Source organism: Hymenobacter fastidiosus, from assembly GCF_039539565.1.
In the GTDB taxonomy this organism is placed as follows: domain Bacteria; phylum Bacteroidota; class Bacteroidia; order Cytophagales; family Hymenobacteraceae; genus Hymenobacter; species Hymenobacter fastidiosus.
Genome location: NZ_BAABDJ010000034.1, coordinates 74,500 through 92,984, shown reverse-complemented (window position 1 = coordinate 92,984; position 18,485 = coordinate 74,500). Strand labels below are relative to the sequence as shown.

13 protein-coding genes and 1 tRNA gene are annotated in these 18,485 nt (G+C 61.2%); 6 read left to right on the top strand and 8 right to left on the bottom strand.

Annotated elements, in window-relative coordinates:
• Positions 1–229 precede the first annotated feature (229 nt).
• Positions 230–4,120, bottom strand: coding sequence for a metallophosphoesterase (locus ABD833_RS14245; RefSeq protein WP_345073870.1), 3,891 nt, complete (start codon positions 4,118–4,120; stop codon positions 230–232).
• A gap of 256 nt (positions 4,121–4,376) precedes the next feature.
• Here ABD833_RS14245 and ABD833_RS14240 point away from each other — a divergent pair, with 256 nt between their 5' ends.
• Complete coding sequence (locus ABD833_RS14240; protein ID WP_345073868.1) at positions 4,377–5,612, top strand: Pycsar system effector family protein; 1,236 nt, start codon at positions 4,377–4,379, stop codon at positions 5,610–5,612.
• Between the two features lie 234 nt (positions 5,613–5,846).
• Here the strand turns inward: ABD833_RS14240 and ABD833_RS14235 are convergent, their stop codons facing one another.
• Entirely contained in the window at positions 5,847–7,028 is a 1,182-nt protein-coding gene (locus tag ABD833_RS14235) for a DUF2652 domain-containing protein (protein ID WP_345073866.1), read from the bottom strand.
• A 118-nt stretch (positions 7,029–7,146) separates the two neighbouring features.
• Between ABD833_RS14235 and ABD833_RS14230 the strand changes: the two genes are divergently transcribed.
• The 3 genes from ABD833_RS14230 to ABD833_RS14220 all read left to right on the top strand — a co-directional run bounded on the left by ABD833_RS14230 (position 7,147) and on the right by ABD833_RS14220 (position 8,589).
• A tRNA-Arg gene (locus ABD833_RS14230) sits at positions 7,147–7,221 on the top strand.
• A 226-nt stretch (positions 7,222–7,447) separates the two neighbouring features.
• Positions 7,448–8,101: a response regulator transcription factor gene (locus ABD833_RS14225; RefSeq protein ID WP_345073865.1), complete on the top strand. Its 654-nt coding sequence runs from the start codon at positions 7,448–7,450 to the stop codon at positions 8,099–8,101.
• 134 nt (positions 8,102–8,235) lie between these two features.
• Entirely contained in the window at positions 8,236–8,589 is a 354-nt protein-coding gene (locus ABD833_RS14220; protein ID WP_345073863.1) for an STAS domain-containing protein, read from the top strand.
• An 88-nt stretch (positions 8,590–8,677) separates the two neighbouring features.
• Here the strand turns inward: ABD833_RS14220 and ABD833_RS14215 are convergent, their stop codons facing one another.
• Positions 8,678–9,988, bottom strand: coding sequence for a sensor histidine kinase (locus ABD833_RS14215; RefSeq protein WP_345073862.1), 1,311 nt, complete (start codon positions 9,986–9,988; stop codon positions 8,678–8,680).
• A 311-nt stretch (positions 9,989–10,299) separates the two neighbouring features.
• Between ABD833_RS14215 and ABD833_RS14210 the strand changes: the two genes are divergently transcribed.
• The gene (locus ABD833_RS14210; protein WP_345073861.1) at positions 10,300–10,722 is read left to right on the top strand and encodes an endonuclease domain-containing protein; all 423 of its coding nucleotides are present in this window, start codon (positions 10,300–10,302) and stop codon (positions 10,720–10,722) included.
• Positions 10,723–10,736: 14 nt separating this feature from the next.
• Here the strand turns inward: ABD833_RS14210 and ABD833_RS14205 are convergent, their stop codons facing one another.
• From ABD833_RS14205 to ABD833_RS14190, 4 genes are all read right to left on the bottom strand, one after another.
• A complete protein-coding gene (locus ABD833_RS14205; RefSeq protein WP_345073859.1) occupies positions 10,737–12,128 on the bottom strand; it encodes a sigma-54-dependent transcriptional regulator in 1,392 nt (463 codons plus the stop codon).
• A gap of 220 nt (positions 12,129–12,348) precedes the next feature.
• On the bottom strand, positions 12,349–13,536 hold the full coding sequence (locus ABD833_RS14200) for an ABC transporter permease (protein WP_345073857.1): 1,188 nt from the start codon (positions 13,534–13,536) through the stop codon (positions 12,349–12,351).
• Entirely contained in the window at positions 13,533–14,792 is a 1,260-nt protein-coding gene (locus ABD833_RS14195; RefSeq protein WP_345073856.1) for an ABC transporter permease, read from the bottom strand. Before ABD833_RS14195 ends, ABD833_RS14200 begins: the two co-directional genes overlap by 4 nt.
• A 105-nt stretch (positions 14,793–14,897) precedes the next feature.
• Complete coding sequence (locus ABD833_RS14190; RefSeq protein ID WP_345073892.1) at positions 14,898–15,566, bottom strand: ABC transporter ATP-binding protein; 669 nt, start codon at positions 15,564–15,566, stop codon at positions 14,898–14,900.
• 639 nt (positions 15,567–16,205) lie between these two features.
• Here ABD833_RS14190 and ABD833_RS14185 point away from each other — a divergent pair.
• The gene (locus ABD833_RS14185) at positions 16,206–16,604 is read left to right on the top strand and encodes a YybH family protein (protein ID WP_345073855.1); all 399 of its coding nucleotides are present in this window, start codon (positions 16,206–16,208) and stop codon (positions 16,602–16,604) included.
• A gap of 359 nt (positions 16,605–16,963) precedes the next feature.
• Here ABD833_RS14185 and ABD833_RS14180 read toward each other — a convergent pair whose 3' ends face one another.
• Positions 16,964–18,481 carry a TolC family protein gene (locus ABD833_RS14180; protein WP_345073854.1) on the bottom strand — a complete coding sequence of 506 codons (1,518 nt, stop codon included), beginning with the start codon at positions 18,479–18,481 and terminating at the stop codon, positions 16,964–16,966.
• Positions 18,482–18,485 lie beyond the last annotated feature (4 nt).

Genomic DNA, 18,485 nt, shown 5'->3' with positions numbered 1-18,485 from the left:
ACGCTCTTCTACCTGGCCCGAAAGAGCGTTTTGACGCCAACGCCTCAGGCCGTGCTGAGGCCTTAGACTTGTTCCCGAACGAGAATACAGGTAAATAGAGAACGTCATGCCGAGCGCCGCGCAGCATCTCGCGTGGCGTCGTTAGATTACTACTCAGACGTCAGCCCGCGAGATGCTGCGCGGCGCTCGGCATGACGGGCCATTTTTTATTAAGGAGCAAGTCTCTTGCCTAGAATAGAAAGTCGAAGCCGACGAAAACCAGCCTTTCCTCACCAACCGAGTAGGTGGCGTTGATAACGGCCTGCTTCAGAACATCGACCCACACCCCGCCGCCAAAGGCCGAGTGGAAAGCCCCGATGCCAGTCCGGACATCATTGCCGGAATACACGCGGGCCGCGTCGGCCAGGCCCAGGACGCCGAACTTGCCGGGCACCAGATAGGCGTTGAAAGTAAAGAGCTGGAGGCGTACTTCGGCATTGGTATACACCGAGCTGCGGCCGGCGTAGCGGGTACGGCGGTAGCCACGCAGGTTGGTGGTGCCGCCCAGCGTGTTGGCCTGGTAGAAGCGGTAGTCGCCCAGGGCCCGGCTGGCCCCGATACGACCCGCCCAGGTGAGCTGGAACGGGAAGTTGGGGCTCAGGTAGAAGCGTACTTCCGAGCGGATATTGCCGTAGGACAGCTTCTCGCCGTTGAGCTGCTTGTTGTACTGGGCTTCGTTGTACCACCGGATGCCGATGCGCGGGTTGATGGGCGAGCTGCTGGCATCGAGGTTGAAGTAGAGCCGCCCGCCCGCGTAGCGGTTCAGGCCGAAATCGGAGGCCCGGATGCCGAAGCGGGTATTTTCTACCCCCCCGGTGGCGTTCAGGCTGTCCTGAATCACCTTGCCGATCTGGCTGCGGTCGACGCGAAACTGGTCGTACTGCGGGCCGAAACCGACTTTGAGGAAGCTGAACACGTCCTTTTCCAGCGTGGGCGAAAAGTAGAAGCGCGAGAACCGGATGCGGTACGATTCCGTGACGGTACGGTTCGTCACGTTGTCGCGGTCGTTTTCCAGGGCAAAATTCTTGGTATCGTTGCCGATGCCGAAGAAGTTGTAGAGCAGCTGCGGGCCGTAGAGCTGGCTGTTGATCTTCAGGTTGAACTTACCAATAGCCTCGGTGAAGGTGCCGGTGTAGCGCACGTTATAGGCCTGGCGGGAAGGGGCGTAATTGGCCGCCAGCGTCTGCTCAGTAGCAAAGGGCGTCTTGCGGAAGCCGTAGGTGCGGTAGGTAGCCCCGCCCCCGACGAAGAGGCCGTCGTCGATGTTGTAGCCGACGTAAGCGGCCGGGCCGAAATAGTTGAGGTTGTAGTCGCCGCGGTTGCCGCGCGGGTGCACGTCGTAGCGGCTTACGTCGATACCGGGGGCCAGGCGCAGGCGGGTTTCCTTGCCGGCCACAATCACGTTGCCCGAGTCGCCGTCGTAGATCTGGGTGCGGTGGCGGAACCCGCCCACGCGGGAGTTGTCGGTGATGGAGTCGCGCCCCGTGCCGCCGATGAGGCGCACAATAGCGCCCGCCTTTTTCGACTCGCCGGTGATGGTGTACACGTCCTGGCCGGAAAAGCCGTAGAGGCGGATTTCCTTGGTGTCCTGATCGAAGGTTTTGTCGAACAGCTCCTTGCTGACCTGCCCTTCCTTGTTGATCTTATTGACCCTGACCCGGGTTTTGCCCCCTGCCAGGCGCGTGACCACAAATTTCTCCCGCTTCGAGCTGCCCTTCACTTCCACAATCCGGTTGAGGGTGCTGTAGTAGTCGGCGGCCAGCTGGGGCAGCAGGTTGCGGCGGCTCTTGAGCTTGGCCACGATTTCGGCGCCGTGCAGAGCGTAGATTTCCGGGGTCCACCGGGTGCGGAAAGCCTTTTCAATGGCCTCATCGGTGAGCCCCTTTTTCATCTCCTCGGCGGCCTTGATCCAGTCTTCCCTGGTTACCGAGGCCAGAAAGGTGCGGTCGTTGGCCAGGGCCGTCAGGTTGAGGCCTTTATAGTCGGCGTAGTCGTAGCCGAAGTTCTGGAAGTTGCGGATGGCAAACTTGCGCGAAGCCAGGAAGGGAAAAAATCCGTCGCCCTTGAAGAAGGCGACGTCGCGGTCTTCGGGGACGGCGGTGAATTTCCGGTCCCCGTCCTTGTCCTTTTTCTCGGCCCAGCGCCACTGGTCCTCGTGCCGGTCCCAGTCGCCGATCCACATATCGAAGAGGCGGGAGCGGGCGAAATCCTTTTCGTTGACGCGGTTGTCGTTGTCTTCCTCCAGGCGCTCCAGCACTTTGTCGGTACCCACCAGGTTGGTGGCGTTGCCCAGCGAAGCCACGTTGCTCTGGTCATCCTTGGCATCTTCCTCAAACCCCGCGGGCACGTTGGAAAACCGCTCCAGGTACTGGCCCAGCAACGGGTCCTGCGGAATGTAAACGGGCCGGGGGTTGGTATGCAGAATCCCGGCCGCACTAGCCAGGGGCGGAATCACGAAGGAAGCATACGGATGCTGGGCCGAAATCTGGTCCTGCAGAATATCCTTGGCCGCGCCTTCGCGCAGGGCTTCGGGCAGCACCGCGGCCGGGTCCTTATCGAGGCCGCGCAGGGTGAAGAGCCGGCCGGCCTCGTTGCGCACTTTCAGGGAAGCCGTCTGCTTGCCCCCGCCGATTTTGTAGGGCTCCAGCCCGCCCTGCTCAGTGGCCAGGTCCAGCACGTTGAACTGCACCGGCGTTGCCCACTCCTTGCGGTAGTGCTCACCAAACAGGAACTTGTGGAATTTGCCCCGCTGGTCGTAGTCGGAATTTACGGCCAGCGTCACGGTGCTGTCGCCAAAGTTGGGGCGCTTCACCTGCTGGGTTGCCAGCTTCTCGGTGACCTGGGCCGTTTCCTGGGCGTAGAGAGGCGTGCGGAACACCAGCCGGCCGGTTTCGCCCTTGTCGTTGGGCACCCAGAACTCGGTCCAGACCTCGCCGTTGTCGTAGTAGTTCACCCGGGACCAGCCCTTTTCCTTGTCCGAGAACATGGCGTTGGCCCCTTTGCCGGCGCGCACGTGCTGAGTTTTGCAGCCCGAGCCGCTCACGATCTGGTGCCAGGAGTTCACCTTAAAGTATTGCAGGTTGTGCTCGTGGCCCGAGGCATAGATGATGTTCGGGTACTTATTGAAGATTTCTTCCAGCCCTTTCTTGTAGGCCTGGTACTGCGGGTGGGCAATATCCTGGCTGATGCCGCCGTACTTGCGGGCAAACGGGTAGATGGAGCCGATAATCGGCAACGGAATGAAAGCGTACTTGTAGACGATGGACACCGGAAAGAAGTGGTCGGCCAGGGTGAAGTAGCCGCCGTGGACGCCGTCGGAATAGATGGGATGGTGGGCCACCACCATAATGTTCTTGCCCTTGTTGCGGGCAATGATGTCTTCGAGCTGGGTGAAGAAGTCGGTTTCGTTGGCCACGCCGCAGCCGCTGTTCGAGCCGTAGGGCCGCTCGCCGTTGGTTTGCAGAAACCACTGCGAGTTGATGGCAATCATCACCACGTCGTCTTGCACGCGCACTTCAAACGGGCCGGGGCAGGCATCGCGCGGAATAAAGAAGTCGCCGGTGTAGGCGAAGGCGGCGGAGTCGGAGGTGAGGTAGTTTTCCACGAAGGCCTGCTCGCGGTTCACCTGCTCTACTCCGCCCGTGAGGCCCTGCTTCCAGTCGTGGTTGCCGGGAATCATGTACTTCTCGCCGGCGTAGTCGCGCAGGGCGTCGAGCTGGGCCACCATGCGCTCCTCCGACGCTTTGCGGTCGTAAGCGCCTTCGCGGGGCATCCCGTACTCGTAGATATTGTCGCCGAGGTAAACGGTGGTACTTTTGGCCCCCGCCTTCACAATCTGCTGGTGCAGAAAATTCAGCGCCGGCTCCCCGCCGTCGGCTTTGGGGGCGGGCTTGCCTACGTCGCCGATCAGAAACACGCTGTAGCGAATCCGGGAGCTATCGGGCGGCGTTTTGCTTTCCCAGTTCTCGCCGCCGTGGTTGTAGTTGGGGCGGGTGAGGTGGGCAGTCTGGGTTTTCTGGGCCAAAGCAGCGTTCAGGTTGCCTAACAGCCACAGGCAACAGAACAGAAAAGGTCTTCTCATATGAAAGCGGAGAACAGGAAAGTCAAACGACAACACGCCGGCATAACCCGCCAGGTGGTGTGGAGTTGCGAAAAAGGACGTAAACTTAGTGATACGCACGCACCCGCAGGTCGTTGACCGGTCCGTACGCAGACGGTCCGGCTGCGGTTGGGCTAGCACCGGTATTCCGCCGACAAAAACCTCCGCTTCCGATTCGCGTTCTAAGCCGGTCAGGAGCCCGGTTTTGCCGTCAGCTCCTTATTTCTCCTTCTCCTGCATGGAAACAACTGAAACTATAAAGCCGGCGAAAGCCGAAATTCTGAAAAAGGCCAAGGCTTATATCACGGCTCTTTTTGAAGAAAAGCTCCCTCCTCAGCTGGTGTATCACTCGCTCAGGCACACGGCGGTGGTCGTGAAAGAGGCCAAAGCCCTGGGGGAAGCCAGCACCCTGAGCGCAACTGATCTGGAGGCGCTGGTACTGGCTGCCTGGTTCCACGATGCCGGTTACATCGACGTGTACGACGGGCACGAGTACCGCAGCATGGAGATGGCCGGGGCCTGGCTAACGGAGCGAGGCTACCCCGCTGACCGCATTGCGGTTATTCAGGACACCATCCGGGCCACGCACCGCAACGAAGCGTCGGAAACCCCGCTGCAGCAGCTGCTGACCGATGCCGACATGAGCGGCATGGGTCAGGAAGATTTCTTTGCCAACGCCGAGCTGTTGCGGGCCGAATGGGAAACCATGCTGGGGAAAAGCTATTCGACTACCCAGTGGGCCGAAACCCAGCTCGACTTTCTGCTCACGGCGAAGTTTCTCACCGCCGCCGCCAAGGACCGCTATCAGAAGCAGTTCAAGGATAACATTAAGGAACAGCGCAAGCTGCTGAAGAAAACCGAGAAGAAGGCCAAGAAGAAGGATGAGGAAGTAAACGGCACCTTCGCCGAGCCTAAGCGGGGCATCGAAACCATGTTCCGCACCATGTACAGCAACCACATGAAGCTCTCGGATATGGCCGACACGAAGGCCAGCATGATGATTCAGCTTAACGCGGTGCTCATGTCGGTTATCATCACGTATCTGGGGGCCAAGATGGGTCAGACCGCGGCACTGGGCAGCCTGTTTTCCAAAAACCCGGTGCTGGGCGTGCCCATGGGCATCCTGCTCATCACCGCCCTGGGCTCGGTGGTAACGGCCATTCTGTGCGCCCAGCCCGACGTGACGAGCTTCAAGTGGCTGAAGCGCAGCCCCCAGATTGCCACCAACCGCCGCGTGAACCTGCTCTTCTTCGGTAACTTCAGCAAGCTCAGCCTCGACGACTTCCAGGGCGGCATGACCGAAATCATGCGCGAGAAGGATGCCCTCTACACCAATATGGTAACGGACATCTACTACCTCGGCGGCGTGCTGACCCGCAAATACCGCCTGCTGCGCGTCAGCTACAGCATCTTCATGGTCGGCCTCATCCTGACGGCCCTGTCCTTCGTTATTGCGCTGCTCTATAAAAGCTAGCTGGGGAGCTGGTAAAAAGGAAACTTACGGTTCGTCATCGCGAGGCTGAAAGCCGAAGTAATCCGTCCTGAGCAACGAAGCAAGCGTTGTTGACCCCGAAAGCCCCGGCGTATGCAGATGCCTGGTGCTTTCCCAAATTTTTGCTCGTTGCTCCGGTCCAGCGGCCTGCTAAGGATTTGGGGAAGACAGGACTCTTACCGATATCGGGGCTTTGCGCTGCTGGCAGCAGCCGGTTTACGTTGGCGGCCCGGTCAGCATATTCTGGCACAGGGTGGTTAGCTGCCGGCTGGCCAGGGCCAGAAACCGCTGCATGCGCCGCAGCTGGCCGAAGCGCACCAGGGGCCGGGCGCTGGCCACGTAGCCGTAGCGGAATTCCAGCGTGACCAGGCAGGAGCGGTCCGTTATTTTCTCGATGAAGTAGAACAGCAGGGCGTTGGGAAACAGCCGGAACAGGGAAATCTTCTCCACGTACTCAATCCGGTCTTCGTCCTCGAAGCGCTGTACGGCCTGAAAGTCGATCTGGCCGCGGTTGAGCTGCACCTTGTAGCTGGTACCCAGGCGGCCGGCCTTGGTGACGTCGTAGAGCACGTCGCGCACGCCGGGCATCCAGTGGGGCCGCAGCCGGAAGTTGCTGATCACGCGCAAGGCGTAGGCCGCCGGCACCGGCACCGCCCGCCGCACCTTCAGGGCGTTGCGCTGACTGCCCTGGGGCTGGCCGCCCTTCTGCTGGCCGTTCAGCAGCAGGCGCAGCGGCGAGAGGTAGGCGTAGCGGTAGCAGATTTCGCCCAGGTGGTCGTAGAAGCAGGTGCCGCGCAACAGCCGGGTCCAGGAGAAACCGCGGGCCACGTCGGCCGGGGTCTGGGTGTCGAGGTAGCCGTCGGAGAGCAGGATGTACTCGTTGCCGGTGATGTTGTTCTTGAGCAGGCGGTGCACCACTATCACGTCGCGGCCCATGAGCTTGGTGAACTGCCGGATCTGGGCCACGCTCACCCGCCCGAAGTGGACGATGATTTTGATGGTCAACTCGTAGCCCCGCAGCGCCGCACTCAGCTCCGAATCCAGGTCGCGCTCCACCAGGCGCACGTAGTTCTGAAAGTCGAGGAAGATGCGCCGGCACTGCAGCACCAGCTCCTGCACGGGCGGCGGCGGCCCCAGGCGGTAGAACAGGATGGCGTCGCCCTGAATCTCACTCACTTCCATCGTCAGCATATTCGCTTCAATCAGGATTTCGAGCAGATCGGCAATGAGCTGGGGGGCCAGCGGGCTGCCCGATTCCTGAATGAAGCGCGTGAAGCCGCTGATGTCGGGGATGAACAGCAGCGCGGGTACCATCCCGTCGGCGTCGGCGTCGGCAGGGGTGGTCAGCCGGCGGCCGGCGGCGCGGCGGGCCGCTTGCATATCGTCTAGTAAACCCATTTGGCGGGAAAGCTAGAAAGAAAACAGCCGGCCAGGCAAACTTTGTATTCATACCCGGGGGCATCATCGGTTTGGGCCGCCGCCCGATTCAGCCTACCTTTACCCGGCGCTTAGCACTGGCCCCGTAGTTCAACGGATAGAACAAGGGTTTCCTAAACTTTAGATGTGAGTTCGATTCTCGCCGGGGCCACCACCCAAGCCCATGCTTCCCGCTTCGGTGACGCATGGGCTTGCGCATTTTTGCCCGGCCGCCCGTTGCCAACGGCCGGGGCGGCAGCGGTGGGGAACGGGCGCTTCGGGCTTTCCGGCGCGGCTACCGCCACCCCGGTTTTTTCCCGAAGCCGGGGCCCTCAACCCACCCCCGCTCGGTTGCGTTCTGATAGCCGGGTTTCCTTGCCCGCCTTCCTACCCTTGCTGCCATGATCCGCCTTATCCTAACCGACGACCACACCATTCTGCGCGAAGGAATCCGGGCCTTGCTGGGGGGAGAAGCCGACCTGCAGGTAGTGGGCGAAGCAGCCGACGGGGAAGCCTTGCTCGACTTACTGGCCACTACGCCCGCCGACGTAGTGCTGCTGGATCTGAACATGCCCGGAATGGACGGCGTTACCACCCTGACTGAGCTGCAGCAGCACCATCCCACGGTACGGGTCCTCGTCTTATCGATGCTCGACCACGAAAAATACGTGTCCCGAACAATGGATTCGGGCGCGCGGGGCTTCATCCTCAAGAATGCCGACAGCACCGAAATCATCCATGCCATTCGTACCGTGGCCGATGGGCGGCTATTTCTGGGCACCGAAACCGGGTTGGATCTGCTGCGCAAGCTCAACCAGCTTTCCCCGGACAAGTCCTCCGACCACGTTTCCAGAATGCCGCATGAGTTGTCGGGTCGGGAGCTGGAAGTCCTGCAGCTCATTGCCGAAGGCCTGACCAACGCCGAAATGGCCGACAAGCTGTTCACCAGCCGGCGGACCATCGAGACGCACCGCCAGAATATCATCGAGAAAACCCAGGCCAAAAACACCGCGGCGCTGGTGAAATATGCCCTCAACCAGGGGCTGATTGCTTAGGGACCTGCTGCCGGCAGGGCGGCTCACAAAAGTGGCTGGCTTTACGTCTTTTAGCCGGCTGTCGGCGTATACTACTCCGGCTACTGAAAAGACTATCATCTTCATTTGGTGCCACTTACCTAACCGCTACTCCCATGGCAGCCCTGGAAGTGTACCACGAGATTTTGCCCGAAAGCTACCTGCTGATTCTGACTGAGAATGCCGAGCTGCGGGAGGAAGTATCCCTGGCTAAAGCGCTTCGGCGGGCGGCCCACAGTGGTAAAGCCTCCGTGTGGATCGACTGCAGCCATATTCACCAGCTGCCCCAGCAAGCCATGACTTTGCTGCTGAAATACTACCAGCAGCTGCGTCACCGTCATATGCCCCTGGTACTGTGCCACCTCGATGAAAGCCTCCAGCAGCTGTTCCGCCAGCTGCCGGCCACTGTCCGCCCGCCCATCGTAGCCACGCTGCTCGACGCGGACCAGTACTGCCACGCGCATACGTAGCCCGGAGGGGCGGGCCGGTTTCGGCCGGGGCAGCTCCGCAGGGCCTGAACCGGCCCGGTGCTCAGGCCACCAGGGCCGCGGCCGCGGCCTATTCCGTTGCCTGCAAATGAACAGTAAATGCCGTGAGACCGTCGGGCTGGGTTTCGAGGCGGAAGCGGAAGTCGTGCTGGAGCAGGATGTCGCGGATGAGGGTGAGGCCGATGCCCTGGCCGTCGCGCTTGGTGCTAAAGAACGGGGTAAACAGCCGCTGCTGCACTTCCGCCGGAATACCGGGGCCGTCGTTGAGCAGACTCAGCGTAGGCGGTTCGGTCGTGGTCCGGATGGTGAGGGTGCCGTTTGCGCCGATGGCTTCGAGGGCATTTTTCACGATGTTGAGCACCGCCTGCTCCATCTGCTGATGGTCCAGGCTCACCCGGAGCGGACCCGGCGCCAGCTCCCAGTGCCAGGTAATCCCGTGTTTCTCACTCTGCACCAGCATCAGCCGGTAAATGGCGCGCAGCAGCTCGTGCACGTCGCAGGGCTGGCGGTTGGGGGCGGGCAGGCGCACCAGGTTGGCGAAGTTGGCCATGAAGTTGGCCAGGTGGGTATTGCGGTTGATGGACACTTCTAGGGCTTCGGTGAAGTCGGGCTGATCCTCGGCCCGCAACTGGGGCGTGTAGTAGCCGAAGCTTTGCAGGATGGAGTTGATGGCCCCGATGGAGTTGTTGATTTCGTGCGACATCATTCGGATCAGCTTCTCGTAGGCCTGCTTTTCCTGGCGGATCAGCTCCTGAGTCAGCTCTTCCAGCACGATGAAGTTGCGGGTGAAGCCCCGATCCAGGAAATGGGAGCAGTGGGCGCGGTAGGTCTGGATGCCCGACAGGCGGATAACCTGGGGCTGACCGGCCTGCAGGCTGCTCAGGGCCGGGCCCCACTCCCCGGGTAGCTCGCCGGGCTTGCGGCCCAGCAGCGCGGCCCCGGGCAATTGCAGACACTGCACCGCCGCCGGGTTCAGGGTTTCGATGCGGCCCTCAAAGTCGAGCAGCAGTACCCCGGCGGGCGAGGCCTGGAGCAGGCGTTCCAGCAGAAAGCTTTTCTCGTGCTGGGTTACGCGCTCCTGCCGCAGCTCATCAATCATGTGGTTGTACACGTCGATCAGCTGGTCCATTTCCTTTTGGCCCACGGGCACAAATTTCAGGGAAAAGTCTTTGCTGCGAATGGCTGCAACGCCGGCCGCGATGAGCTGAAACGGCCGCACGAAGCTCCGGTACAGCTGCGCGGTAAAATAAATACTAACCAGCAGCAGCACTTCCAGCCCCACGAACAGCGGCGCATTCGTCCGCATCACCTGCGCGGCCAGCAGAATCAGCACTCCGTGAATGAGGATAACGAAGAGCAGGAACTTGGTGCGTAAGGTCATGAGGTAATGCAGAAGCCAGGGCTAGAAGCTAGTCTAGTTCCCCTCCTCAGATGAGGAGGGGTTAGGGGTGGTTGATAATCGTTGTTTACCTTGAACTAGCTAAAAGACTTGTTCCTAAATACAGAAAAGCGCAAATTCAGCGGTCATGCTTCATCTGGCGTCCGCGCAGCCGAAGCATCTCTACCGCATTATTAATCAATGCTAAAGCAACAAAGCGGTAGAGATGCTTCGGCTGCGCGGACGCCAGATGAAGCATGACGTTCTTTTTTCATTATTGCTTATTCGGGAACAAGTCTAAATTCTATACCACTATGCCCGATACCCACCACATCCATGACCTCCCCAGCCAAAAAGCTGTCCGCCGCGAGCTTCGTATTCATCTTACAAAAGCGGAGGCCACACTCTGGAGGGCCTTGCAGCGAAACCAACTGGCTGGCCGAAAATTCCGCCGTCAGCACGGCATTGGGCAATACATTGTGGATTTTTATTGCCCGGCCGAGAAGTTGGTTATTGAGTTAGATGGTGCGCACCATTTCACGGTGAGTGGCGAGGCAAAGGACGTGGAGCGGACGGCCTACCTAAACAAATTGGGGCTAACGGTGCTGCGGTTTGAGAACAGGCTGGTTTTGGAACAACTGGATGGAGTGCTGGCTGGAATTGAAGCGGCTTTTAGCCCAGGACGTTCTGACGCATCAACCACCCCTAGCCCCTCCTCATCTGAGGAGGGGAACTAGACTAGCTTCTAGCCCTAGCTGCCCTTCTCCACGTCGAACGGAATGGCGTACTTCTCCAGCCGCCGGTACAGCGCGCCCCGGCTTAGTCCTAGGGCCCTGGCCACGCGACTCACGTTGCCAGCGTAGAAATCCATGGACTTGCGGATCATCCGGGCTTCGAGCTCGTCGAGGGTCATGGAGCCCACGGCGGGCAGCTCGCCGGGAGTGGCGGGCCTGGATGGGGCGTTCTGAAACTGAGCCTGGAAGTCGTCGGGGCCCAGCTCATCTTTGCCGCTCACCAGTACGGCCCGTTCCACCAGGTTTTTCAGCTCCCGAATATTGCCGGCCAGGGGCAGGTCGCGCAGCCAGTGCAGGGCGCGGGTACTCACTTTCAGGGCCGGGCGGTGGTAGGTGGTGCGCAGGTTGCCAATGAAGTGCTGGACCAGCAGCGGAATATCGTCGGGCCGCTCGCGCAGGGCGGGCAGGCGCACCGTAATCAGGTTGATGCGGTAGAACAGATCTTCGCGGAAACGGCCTTCCTGCACCAGCTCGGCCAGGTTGCGGTTGGTGGCGCAGATTACGCGAATATCCAGGGTGCGGGCGCGGCTGTCGCCGAGTACTTCGTAGGTGCGGTCCTGCAGCACGCGCAGCAGCTTCACCTGGCTGCTCAGGTCCAGCTCCCCGATTTCGTCGAGGAAGATGGTGCCCTTATTGGCCAGCTCAAACCGGCCCACGCGGTCGGCCTTGGCGTCGGTGAAGGCCCCGCGGCGGTGGCCGAACATCTCACTCTCGAACAGCGAAGCCGAAATGCCGCCCAGGTTCACCTTCACGAAGGGCTGCTGGCGGCGGTGACTGTTGTGGTGGACCGCCTCGGCAATCAGCTCCTTGCCGGTGCCGCTTTCGCCCTCAATCAGCACCGAGGCGTCGGTGGCGGCTACCTGGCCCACGCTGCGCAGCAGGTGCAGCAGCTGCGCGTCCTGCCCCACGATGCTGCGGAAGTTGAACTGCCGGTCCAGGTCGCGGCGGCTGAGCGTGGGGCCATCGGTTTCCACGGGGTGTTCGTGCAAACTCAGGATGGTGCGGATAGTCTGGAGCAGGGCGGCGTTGTTCCAGGGTTTGGTCACGAACTCCGCCGCGCCGGCCTTGATGCCTTCCACGGCCAGGGTGATGGAGCCCCAGCCGGTAATCAGAATCACGGGGACCTGGGGCGTCAGCTGCTTCACCTGAGCCAGCAGGTGCAGGCCGTCGTGGCCGCTGGTGTCGAAGGAGTAGTTCATGTCCATCAGTATCAGGGCCGGGGGCGTGGTGCGCACGGTTTGCAGAGCGTCTTCGGGCGTGGCTACGGCCTTGGCAGCGTAGCCGGCCTGCTTGAGCAACAAGCCCAACGAGGTGCGTACGGCCAGGTCGTCGTCAACGATAAGAATCATAAGCAGGTAGTGAAAAGCAGAGAAGGCAGGCCCCCAATCGGGGCCTCGACCCCGATTGAGGGCCAAAGAAGGTCAATTTTGAACCAGCGAAAACCGATTTCCGAGGTTTGACCTTCGGTTTTGAGCCAAGGAGAGCCTGTTTTGAGCTATGAATAACCGATTCCGACCCGTTGCTCCCTAAATCGAACCTGTGCGAATCAATTTTGAGGAGTAGCCAAGCTTACTCCTCACGCAGCGCCACGGCCGGCCGGATGCCAGCCGCCAGCTGGCTCGGGTACACAGCACAAGCAATGACCAGCGCGTAGAGCAGGCCGGCAGCCAGCAGCATGGCCGTGCCGTAGACGCCGGCCGGCACCCCAAACACGCCCAGCAACGGAAACTGCACCGCCACCAGCAGCCCCAGCCCCAGCCCAAAGGTGGCCACTACCAGCATTTCGCCCACAATCTGGCCGCTGACTGCCGGGCCGGTAGCACCCAAAGCGCGGCGCACCCCAATCTCGGTCCGACGCTGGCTGATAGTTTGCCACAGCACCCCGAACAAGCCCAGGGCCACGTTCACAATCAGAAACACGCACACGATAACCAGCGCCACAATGGGCGTCAGGGTACGCTTGAGCTGGGCGGCACGCTGCTCGCTCATCGTGGTGATGCCCACGCTCCAGCCTTTGGCAATAGCCAGGGTTTCGCGGTTCATCTGCCGCTCCAGGGCGGCACCGGCGCCGGGCCGCACCCGCAGCAGGATGGCCTGCGCCTCGCCCCAGACCGTGTCCTGCTGACTCACCCGCACGAGCATGGCGGGCCGGGCCTCCACCAGGTCGCCATCGGCCCGGAACCGCTCTACCAGGCCCACCACGCGGTATTCTTTGCCGTTGCGGCCCACCGTTTTGCCCAGTGCCGACTGCCCCGGAAACAGGGTTTCACCCAGGTCGCGCGAAATCACGGCCGGCCGCAGCATGGCGGCATCGTCGCGCTTATCGAACCAGCGGCCCGCCACCAGCGGCAGCTCCAGCACCTGGCGCAGGTCGTCTTCCACCAAGTGGCCACTCGTGTTCTCCACGCTGTTCTTACGCTCCATACCCACACCCACGTCCGAGCCGTTGGTGTTGCCCGAAAAGGGCGTGTTGCCGGAGGTACGGCCCACGGCCACTACTTCGGGCATGGCCCGCAGCCGCGCCATCACCTGCCGCACCGTGGCCAGGCGGCCGGCCTGGGGCAGGGCACCGGGGTCGAGGTTGAGGCACCAGACCTGCGCGTAGCCAAAGCCCAGCGGAGTGCGGTAATTGCGCGCATGGTACACCAGCAAGCTGCCCACGACAAACAAGACCACGAAGGCCAGAAATATCTCGGTGATGAGCAGGAAGTTGGCCCGGCGGCGGTTCCAAATCAGGGTGAACAGGTGGCGTATCATAGGGCGTTCTGGTCGCCCTTGAGGGCTTTTACGGGGTTAAGTCTCGACATTTTGTAGGCCGGGTACACGCCGGAGAGCAGCCCAAAGAACAGGATGGCCGCCAGCGCCACCCCGAATACCCGGCCGTTGACGCCGAACTGGGTGTAGGCTATCAGCCCGCTGCCATTGAGCAGATGCAGGGCACCCGCCGCCAGCGCCAGTCCCAGCAGGCCGCCAAGCAGGGTCAGAAACACATTCTCGACCAGAAACTGCCCGATGAGCGCCCCGCCCGTGGCCCCAAACGCCTTGCGCACCCCAATCTCGGAGCTGCGGTCGCGGATGCGGCTGATGTTGATGTTGACTAGGTTCAGGGCCGGCAGCAGCATAAAGAGCAGCGCCAGGCCCGCCCCCAGCTGCCGGAACCGCCCCACGCCATCGTTGGGGCCAAATTCACCTAGCTCATCGCGCACCATGGTGGCCAGCAGGGTACCGGCATAGAGGCGCACTTCAATCACCCATTCATACACGCTGGTAGGCAAAGGCGCGCGGGCCACGGCCTGGGCAAACTCGCGCTGGATGGCCGGAATGTCCTCGGGGCGGCGGGCCAGCAGAATGGCCATGCACGAACCCATGTACTCCGCGTTGTGAATGTCCTCGGTGCTGGTAGTGATGGGCATCCAGACCTCAGCGTAGGTGAAGGTGCGGGCGGCGGGCACGTCGCGCACCACGCCCACCACGCGGTAGCTCATGTTATCATCCGTGACGAGGGTGCGGCCCACCACGCCGCGCGCCGTGCCGAAGCAGTTGCGGGCCGTGCTCTCGTTGATGACCAGTACGCGGGCTGCCGCCGCTACCTCGGCCAGCGAATACGGCCGGCCTTCGGCAAACTCAAAGTCCAGCACCTGCCAGAACTCGGCGTCAGTGTACTTCTGGTCGAGTTTGAGCTTGGTGTTGCCCACGTAAGTCACGACCAGGCCGGGGCCGGTGCTGATGGACACTTTTTCGGGGGTGTGCAGCGGCCGGATGTAGCGCTCCAGAAACGAGTAGCTGGGGCGGGAAACGTTGCTCGTATTCGGCGACCAGATGGCTATGGGGCTGGTAAACAGCAGCCGGTCAAGCCGCTTTTCCGGCGTCTGCGCCCCCACCGTGTAGTCGAACATCGAATACACCACCAATAGAATCATGAGCGTGAAGCTGATGCCAAACAGGCTGATGAAGGTGAAAAACTTGCGCCGCAAGAGCACCTTCCAGGCAATTTTCAGGTAATTGAGAAGCATCGTGTTCAATGAGCAATTAGCAGTGAACAATGAGCAATTTTCCAATGGCAATCAAGTCCGGCGACTTTCTAATTGCGCATTGTTCATTGCTCATTGATAATTGATTTACTGTACCTGGCTGCCGTCGAAGAAGCGGATGACGCGCTCGGTTTTCAGCGCCTGCTGCTCATCGTGAGTTACCATGATGATGGTCACGCCGCTCTGGCGGTTCAGGTCCAGCAGCAGGTCCATGATTTCCTCCCCCATCACCGAGTCGAGGTTGCCGGTGGGCTCATCGGCCAGGATGATTTCGGGGTTGCCGGCCAGGGCCCGGGCAATGGCCACGCGCTGACGCTGCCCGCCGGAAAGCTGGCTGGGGAAGTGGCTGGTGCGGGCGCTGAGGCCGACCTTATCCAGCGCCGCGTGGGCGCGCTGCCGGCGCTCCTTGCCGCTCACGCCGGAGCGGTAAAGCAGCGGCAGCTCCACGTTGTCGAGCACCGAGAGGTCGTTGATGAGGTGGTAGCTCTGGAAGACGAAGCCGATTTTCTCATTCCGCAGCCGGGCCAGCTCCTTGTCGGAGCAGGAAGTCACCGGCCGGCCCTCGATTTCCACCGTGCCGCTCGTGGGCTCATCGAGCAGCCCAATGATGCTGAGCAGCGTAGACTTGCCGCAACCCGACGGCCCCATAATAGACACGAACTCGCCCTTACCGATGGTCAGGTTGACGCGGTTCAGCGCCACGGTTTCGATAGTCCTGGTCTGATACACCTTTTCAATGTTGGTGAGCGTGAGCATGGCCGGCACGGTGGCCGCGGCAGCCGGCAGCAGGTCAATCTGGGAGGAGGTCAGGCTCATGAGCGAAGGCGGTTAGGTAGCGAAAGGAAGTTGTCCGGTTTTGCGGCCCGGGGCCACGGGTTCCCGGGTACTCAGCCAAGCGCTGTGCCAAATACCAAAACTGTTTATTTTCAACTACTTAAGTTGATAACAACAAAATACTCAGCTTTAAATATTGTCCAAAAACGGACAACGTGTTCGGATATGAGGCACCGCGTGTGCGCTGGTGGACTTTGGTGGTCCGGGGTGGTGCCACGACTTTGAGTCGTGGTACCACTATCGTTGCGGCCAGCTGAGTTCCTCACTGCTGGTGGTAGGCCTCTGCTGCTTCCTCCTGTCGTCATTCAACGATAGTGGTACCACGACGAATTCTTCGTACTCCAAGTCCATTTCCTGCATGAAGTCGTCATTCAACGACAGTGGTACCACGACGAATTCTTCGTACTCCAAGTCCATTTCCTGCATGAAGTCGTCATTCAACGATAGTGGTACCACGACCAAAAAAGTCGTGGCACCACCCCGGCCGGGTCGCTTTTTATTGCTAAGTAATATTGCCATATTACAGGAGCGACCTATTTCGCCAACTTAATTCCCCCTCTCATGCCAACCACAGCCACCAGCATCCGCGACGAAATCCGGCGCGCCAACGACCTGTTTGAAGCCAGCTTTGAGCGGGGCGACGCGGCCGGCATTGCCGGCCTCTACACCAGCACCGGCGTGCTGCTCCCCACGGGGATGGACACGATAGAGGGGGCAGGTGGCATCCAGACCTTCTGGCAGAGCGCCATGGCCATGGGCATCAAGCAAGTGAAGCTCAGGACCCGCGACATTGAGGAGCTCGACGACACGGCCATTGAGCTGGGCACCTACACGCTCTTCGCCGCCGGTGGTCAGCAGGTCGATCAGGGCAAATACCTGGTCGTCTGGAAAGAGGAAGCCGGCCAGTGGAAGCTGCACCAGGACATCTGGAACAGCAGCGTACCGGCCCCCGCGCAGTGAATGGTGAAGTTGTGAAATGCGTCATTGCGAGCAAAGCGAAGCAATCCGTTCTGGGCAACAAATCGAGTCCGTTTAGCCTGGAAAGCCCCGACGTATGGGCTACGTCTTGTCCTTACCCAAATCTTTTTCTGGCTGTTCAGCAGTAGCAAAAATGTACTTTTTTGACAGCTAACGCCATTTGAAAAGCTGCGAATCGGGGACTCAACCATGCAAAAAAGCCCTTCCAGCCACATGGCTGGAAGGGCTTTTGAGTTTTGGGTAAGGACAAGACGTATGGGCTACGTCGGGGCTTGCTACTTTCATTAGGCGGTTCACATTTCAGAAGACGGATTGCTTCGCTTTGCTCGCAATGACACATTTCACCACTTCGCCCCCTCCCCACTCGCCACCAGCGGCTGCTGCAATTCAAAATCGTACAGCGTGAGGGCGCGGAGCCGGTAGTGCGCCACCCAGCAGGCCCGCAGCGCGGCAATGTAAGCGCGCTTCGCCTGGTCCTTCTCGGCCAGGGCAATGTTGAGGTCGGTGAGGCTGATGCGACCCACTTTGTAGGTGGCCTGAGCAATGTCGTAGCGGCGCTGGGCCAGGGAATCGGCCTGGGCCGATAAGCTCAGCTGCTCCTGCAGACTGCCCAGCTGGGTAGCCTGCAGCACTACGGTCTGCTCGAAGGTGACTTGCTCCTGCGCCACGGTTTGCTGCACCTGCTGGCGGCTGAGCTCCGCCGTTTTCACCACCGACTTCTGCCGGCCCCAGTCCACCAGCGGCATTGCGAAGGCCAGGCTCACCTGCTGCTGATTTTGGGGGTTGTTGTAGGTAGTCCAGAAATTCTGGGCGCTGTTCACGTAGCCGAGGCTGGCCTGCAGCGTGGCCTGGAAGCCAGTGCTGCCCCTGGCCTGGGCCACGTCGCTTTCGGCCTGCAGCAGGCGACGGCGGAAGGCCAGCGTTTCGCGGCGGTTCTGGCGGGCCTGGGCCAGCGCCAGATCAGCCGCTACGGCGAGAGCCGGCGCGGCGGCGGGCACGGTCAGGCGCGGTGCTCCGGTCGGCTGACCGGTGTAAGCCCGCAGGCTGAGGGCGGCGTTGTCGGCGTCGATCCGGGCCTGGCCGAAGGCTCGGCGGGAGTTGAGCAGGTTAAGCTCCAGCAGCAGCAGGTCGCTCTGCGAGAGACGGCCGAGCCGGAAGCGCTCCTGGCCCAGGCGGCGCATTTCCTCGTTGGCCCGCACGTTCTGGCCGGCCACGTCGGCATTCACCTGCTGCAGCAGCACGTCGAAGTACAGCTCCGTGCTGCGCTGGGCAATGGTTTCGCGCTCTTCCACGTATTGCCGGCCCGATTCCTCGTAGCGCAACGGCTCGATCTTGCGGGCCCAGCGCAGGCTGTTGAAGCGGCCGATGGGTTGGGTCAGCCCAATACCGACGGGCTGGTTGTTGTAGAGTCGGGCACTGCGGTTGAAATCGTCGAAGCGCTGCACGGCGGAGCTCACGTAGAGCTGGGCCCCGGTCGGACCAATAGCCTGGGTCAGGGTCACCCCCACGTTGGCGTTGTTGATGCGCACGGCCCGGAAGTCAGTGGTACCGTCGGGCTGCACTACCGGCGTAATCACGCGGTTGTAGTTGGGCAGGGTTCCCTGCAAAGCCAGCTGGGGCCGGTAGCCCGACTGGTAGGCGCGGTATTGCCAGTAGCTGGTTTCGCGGTTCACCACCGCCTGCCTGGCCACCGCCGACTGGTTCAGGGCCAGCTCAATCACGTCGCGCAGCCCTAACGCGGGGCCTTGCTGCGCGGCGGCCGGCCAGCTGAGCACAAGCAGCAGCGCCAGGGTCCGGAGTGGTAGCCCGCCGGCAAAAAAGGCCCGGGCCTGCCGCCCGAAAACAGATGGAAAACTCATGGCC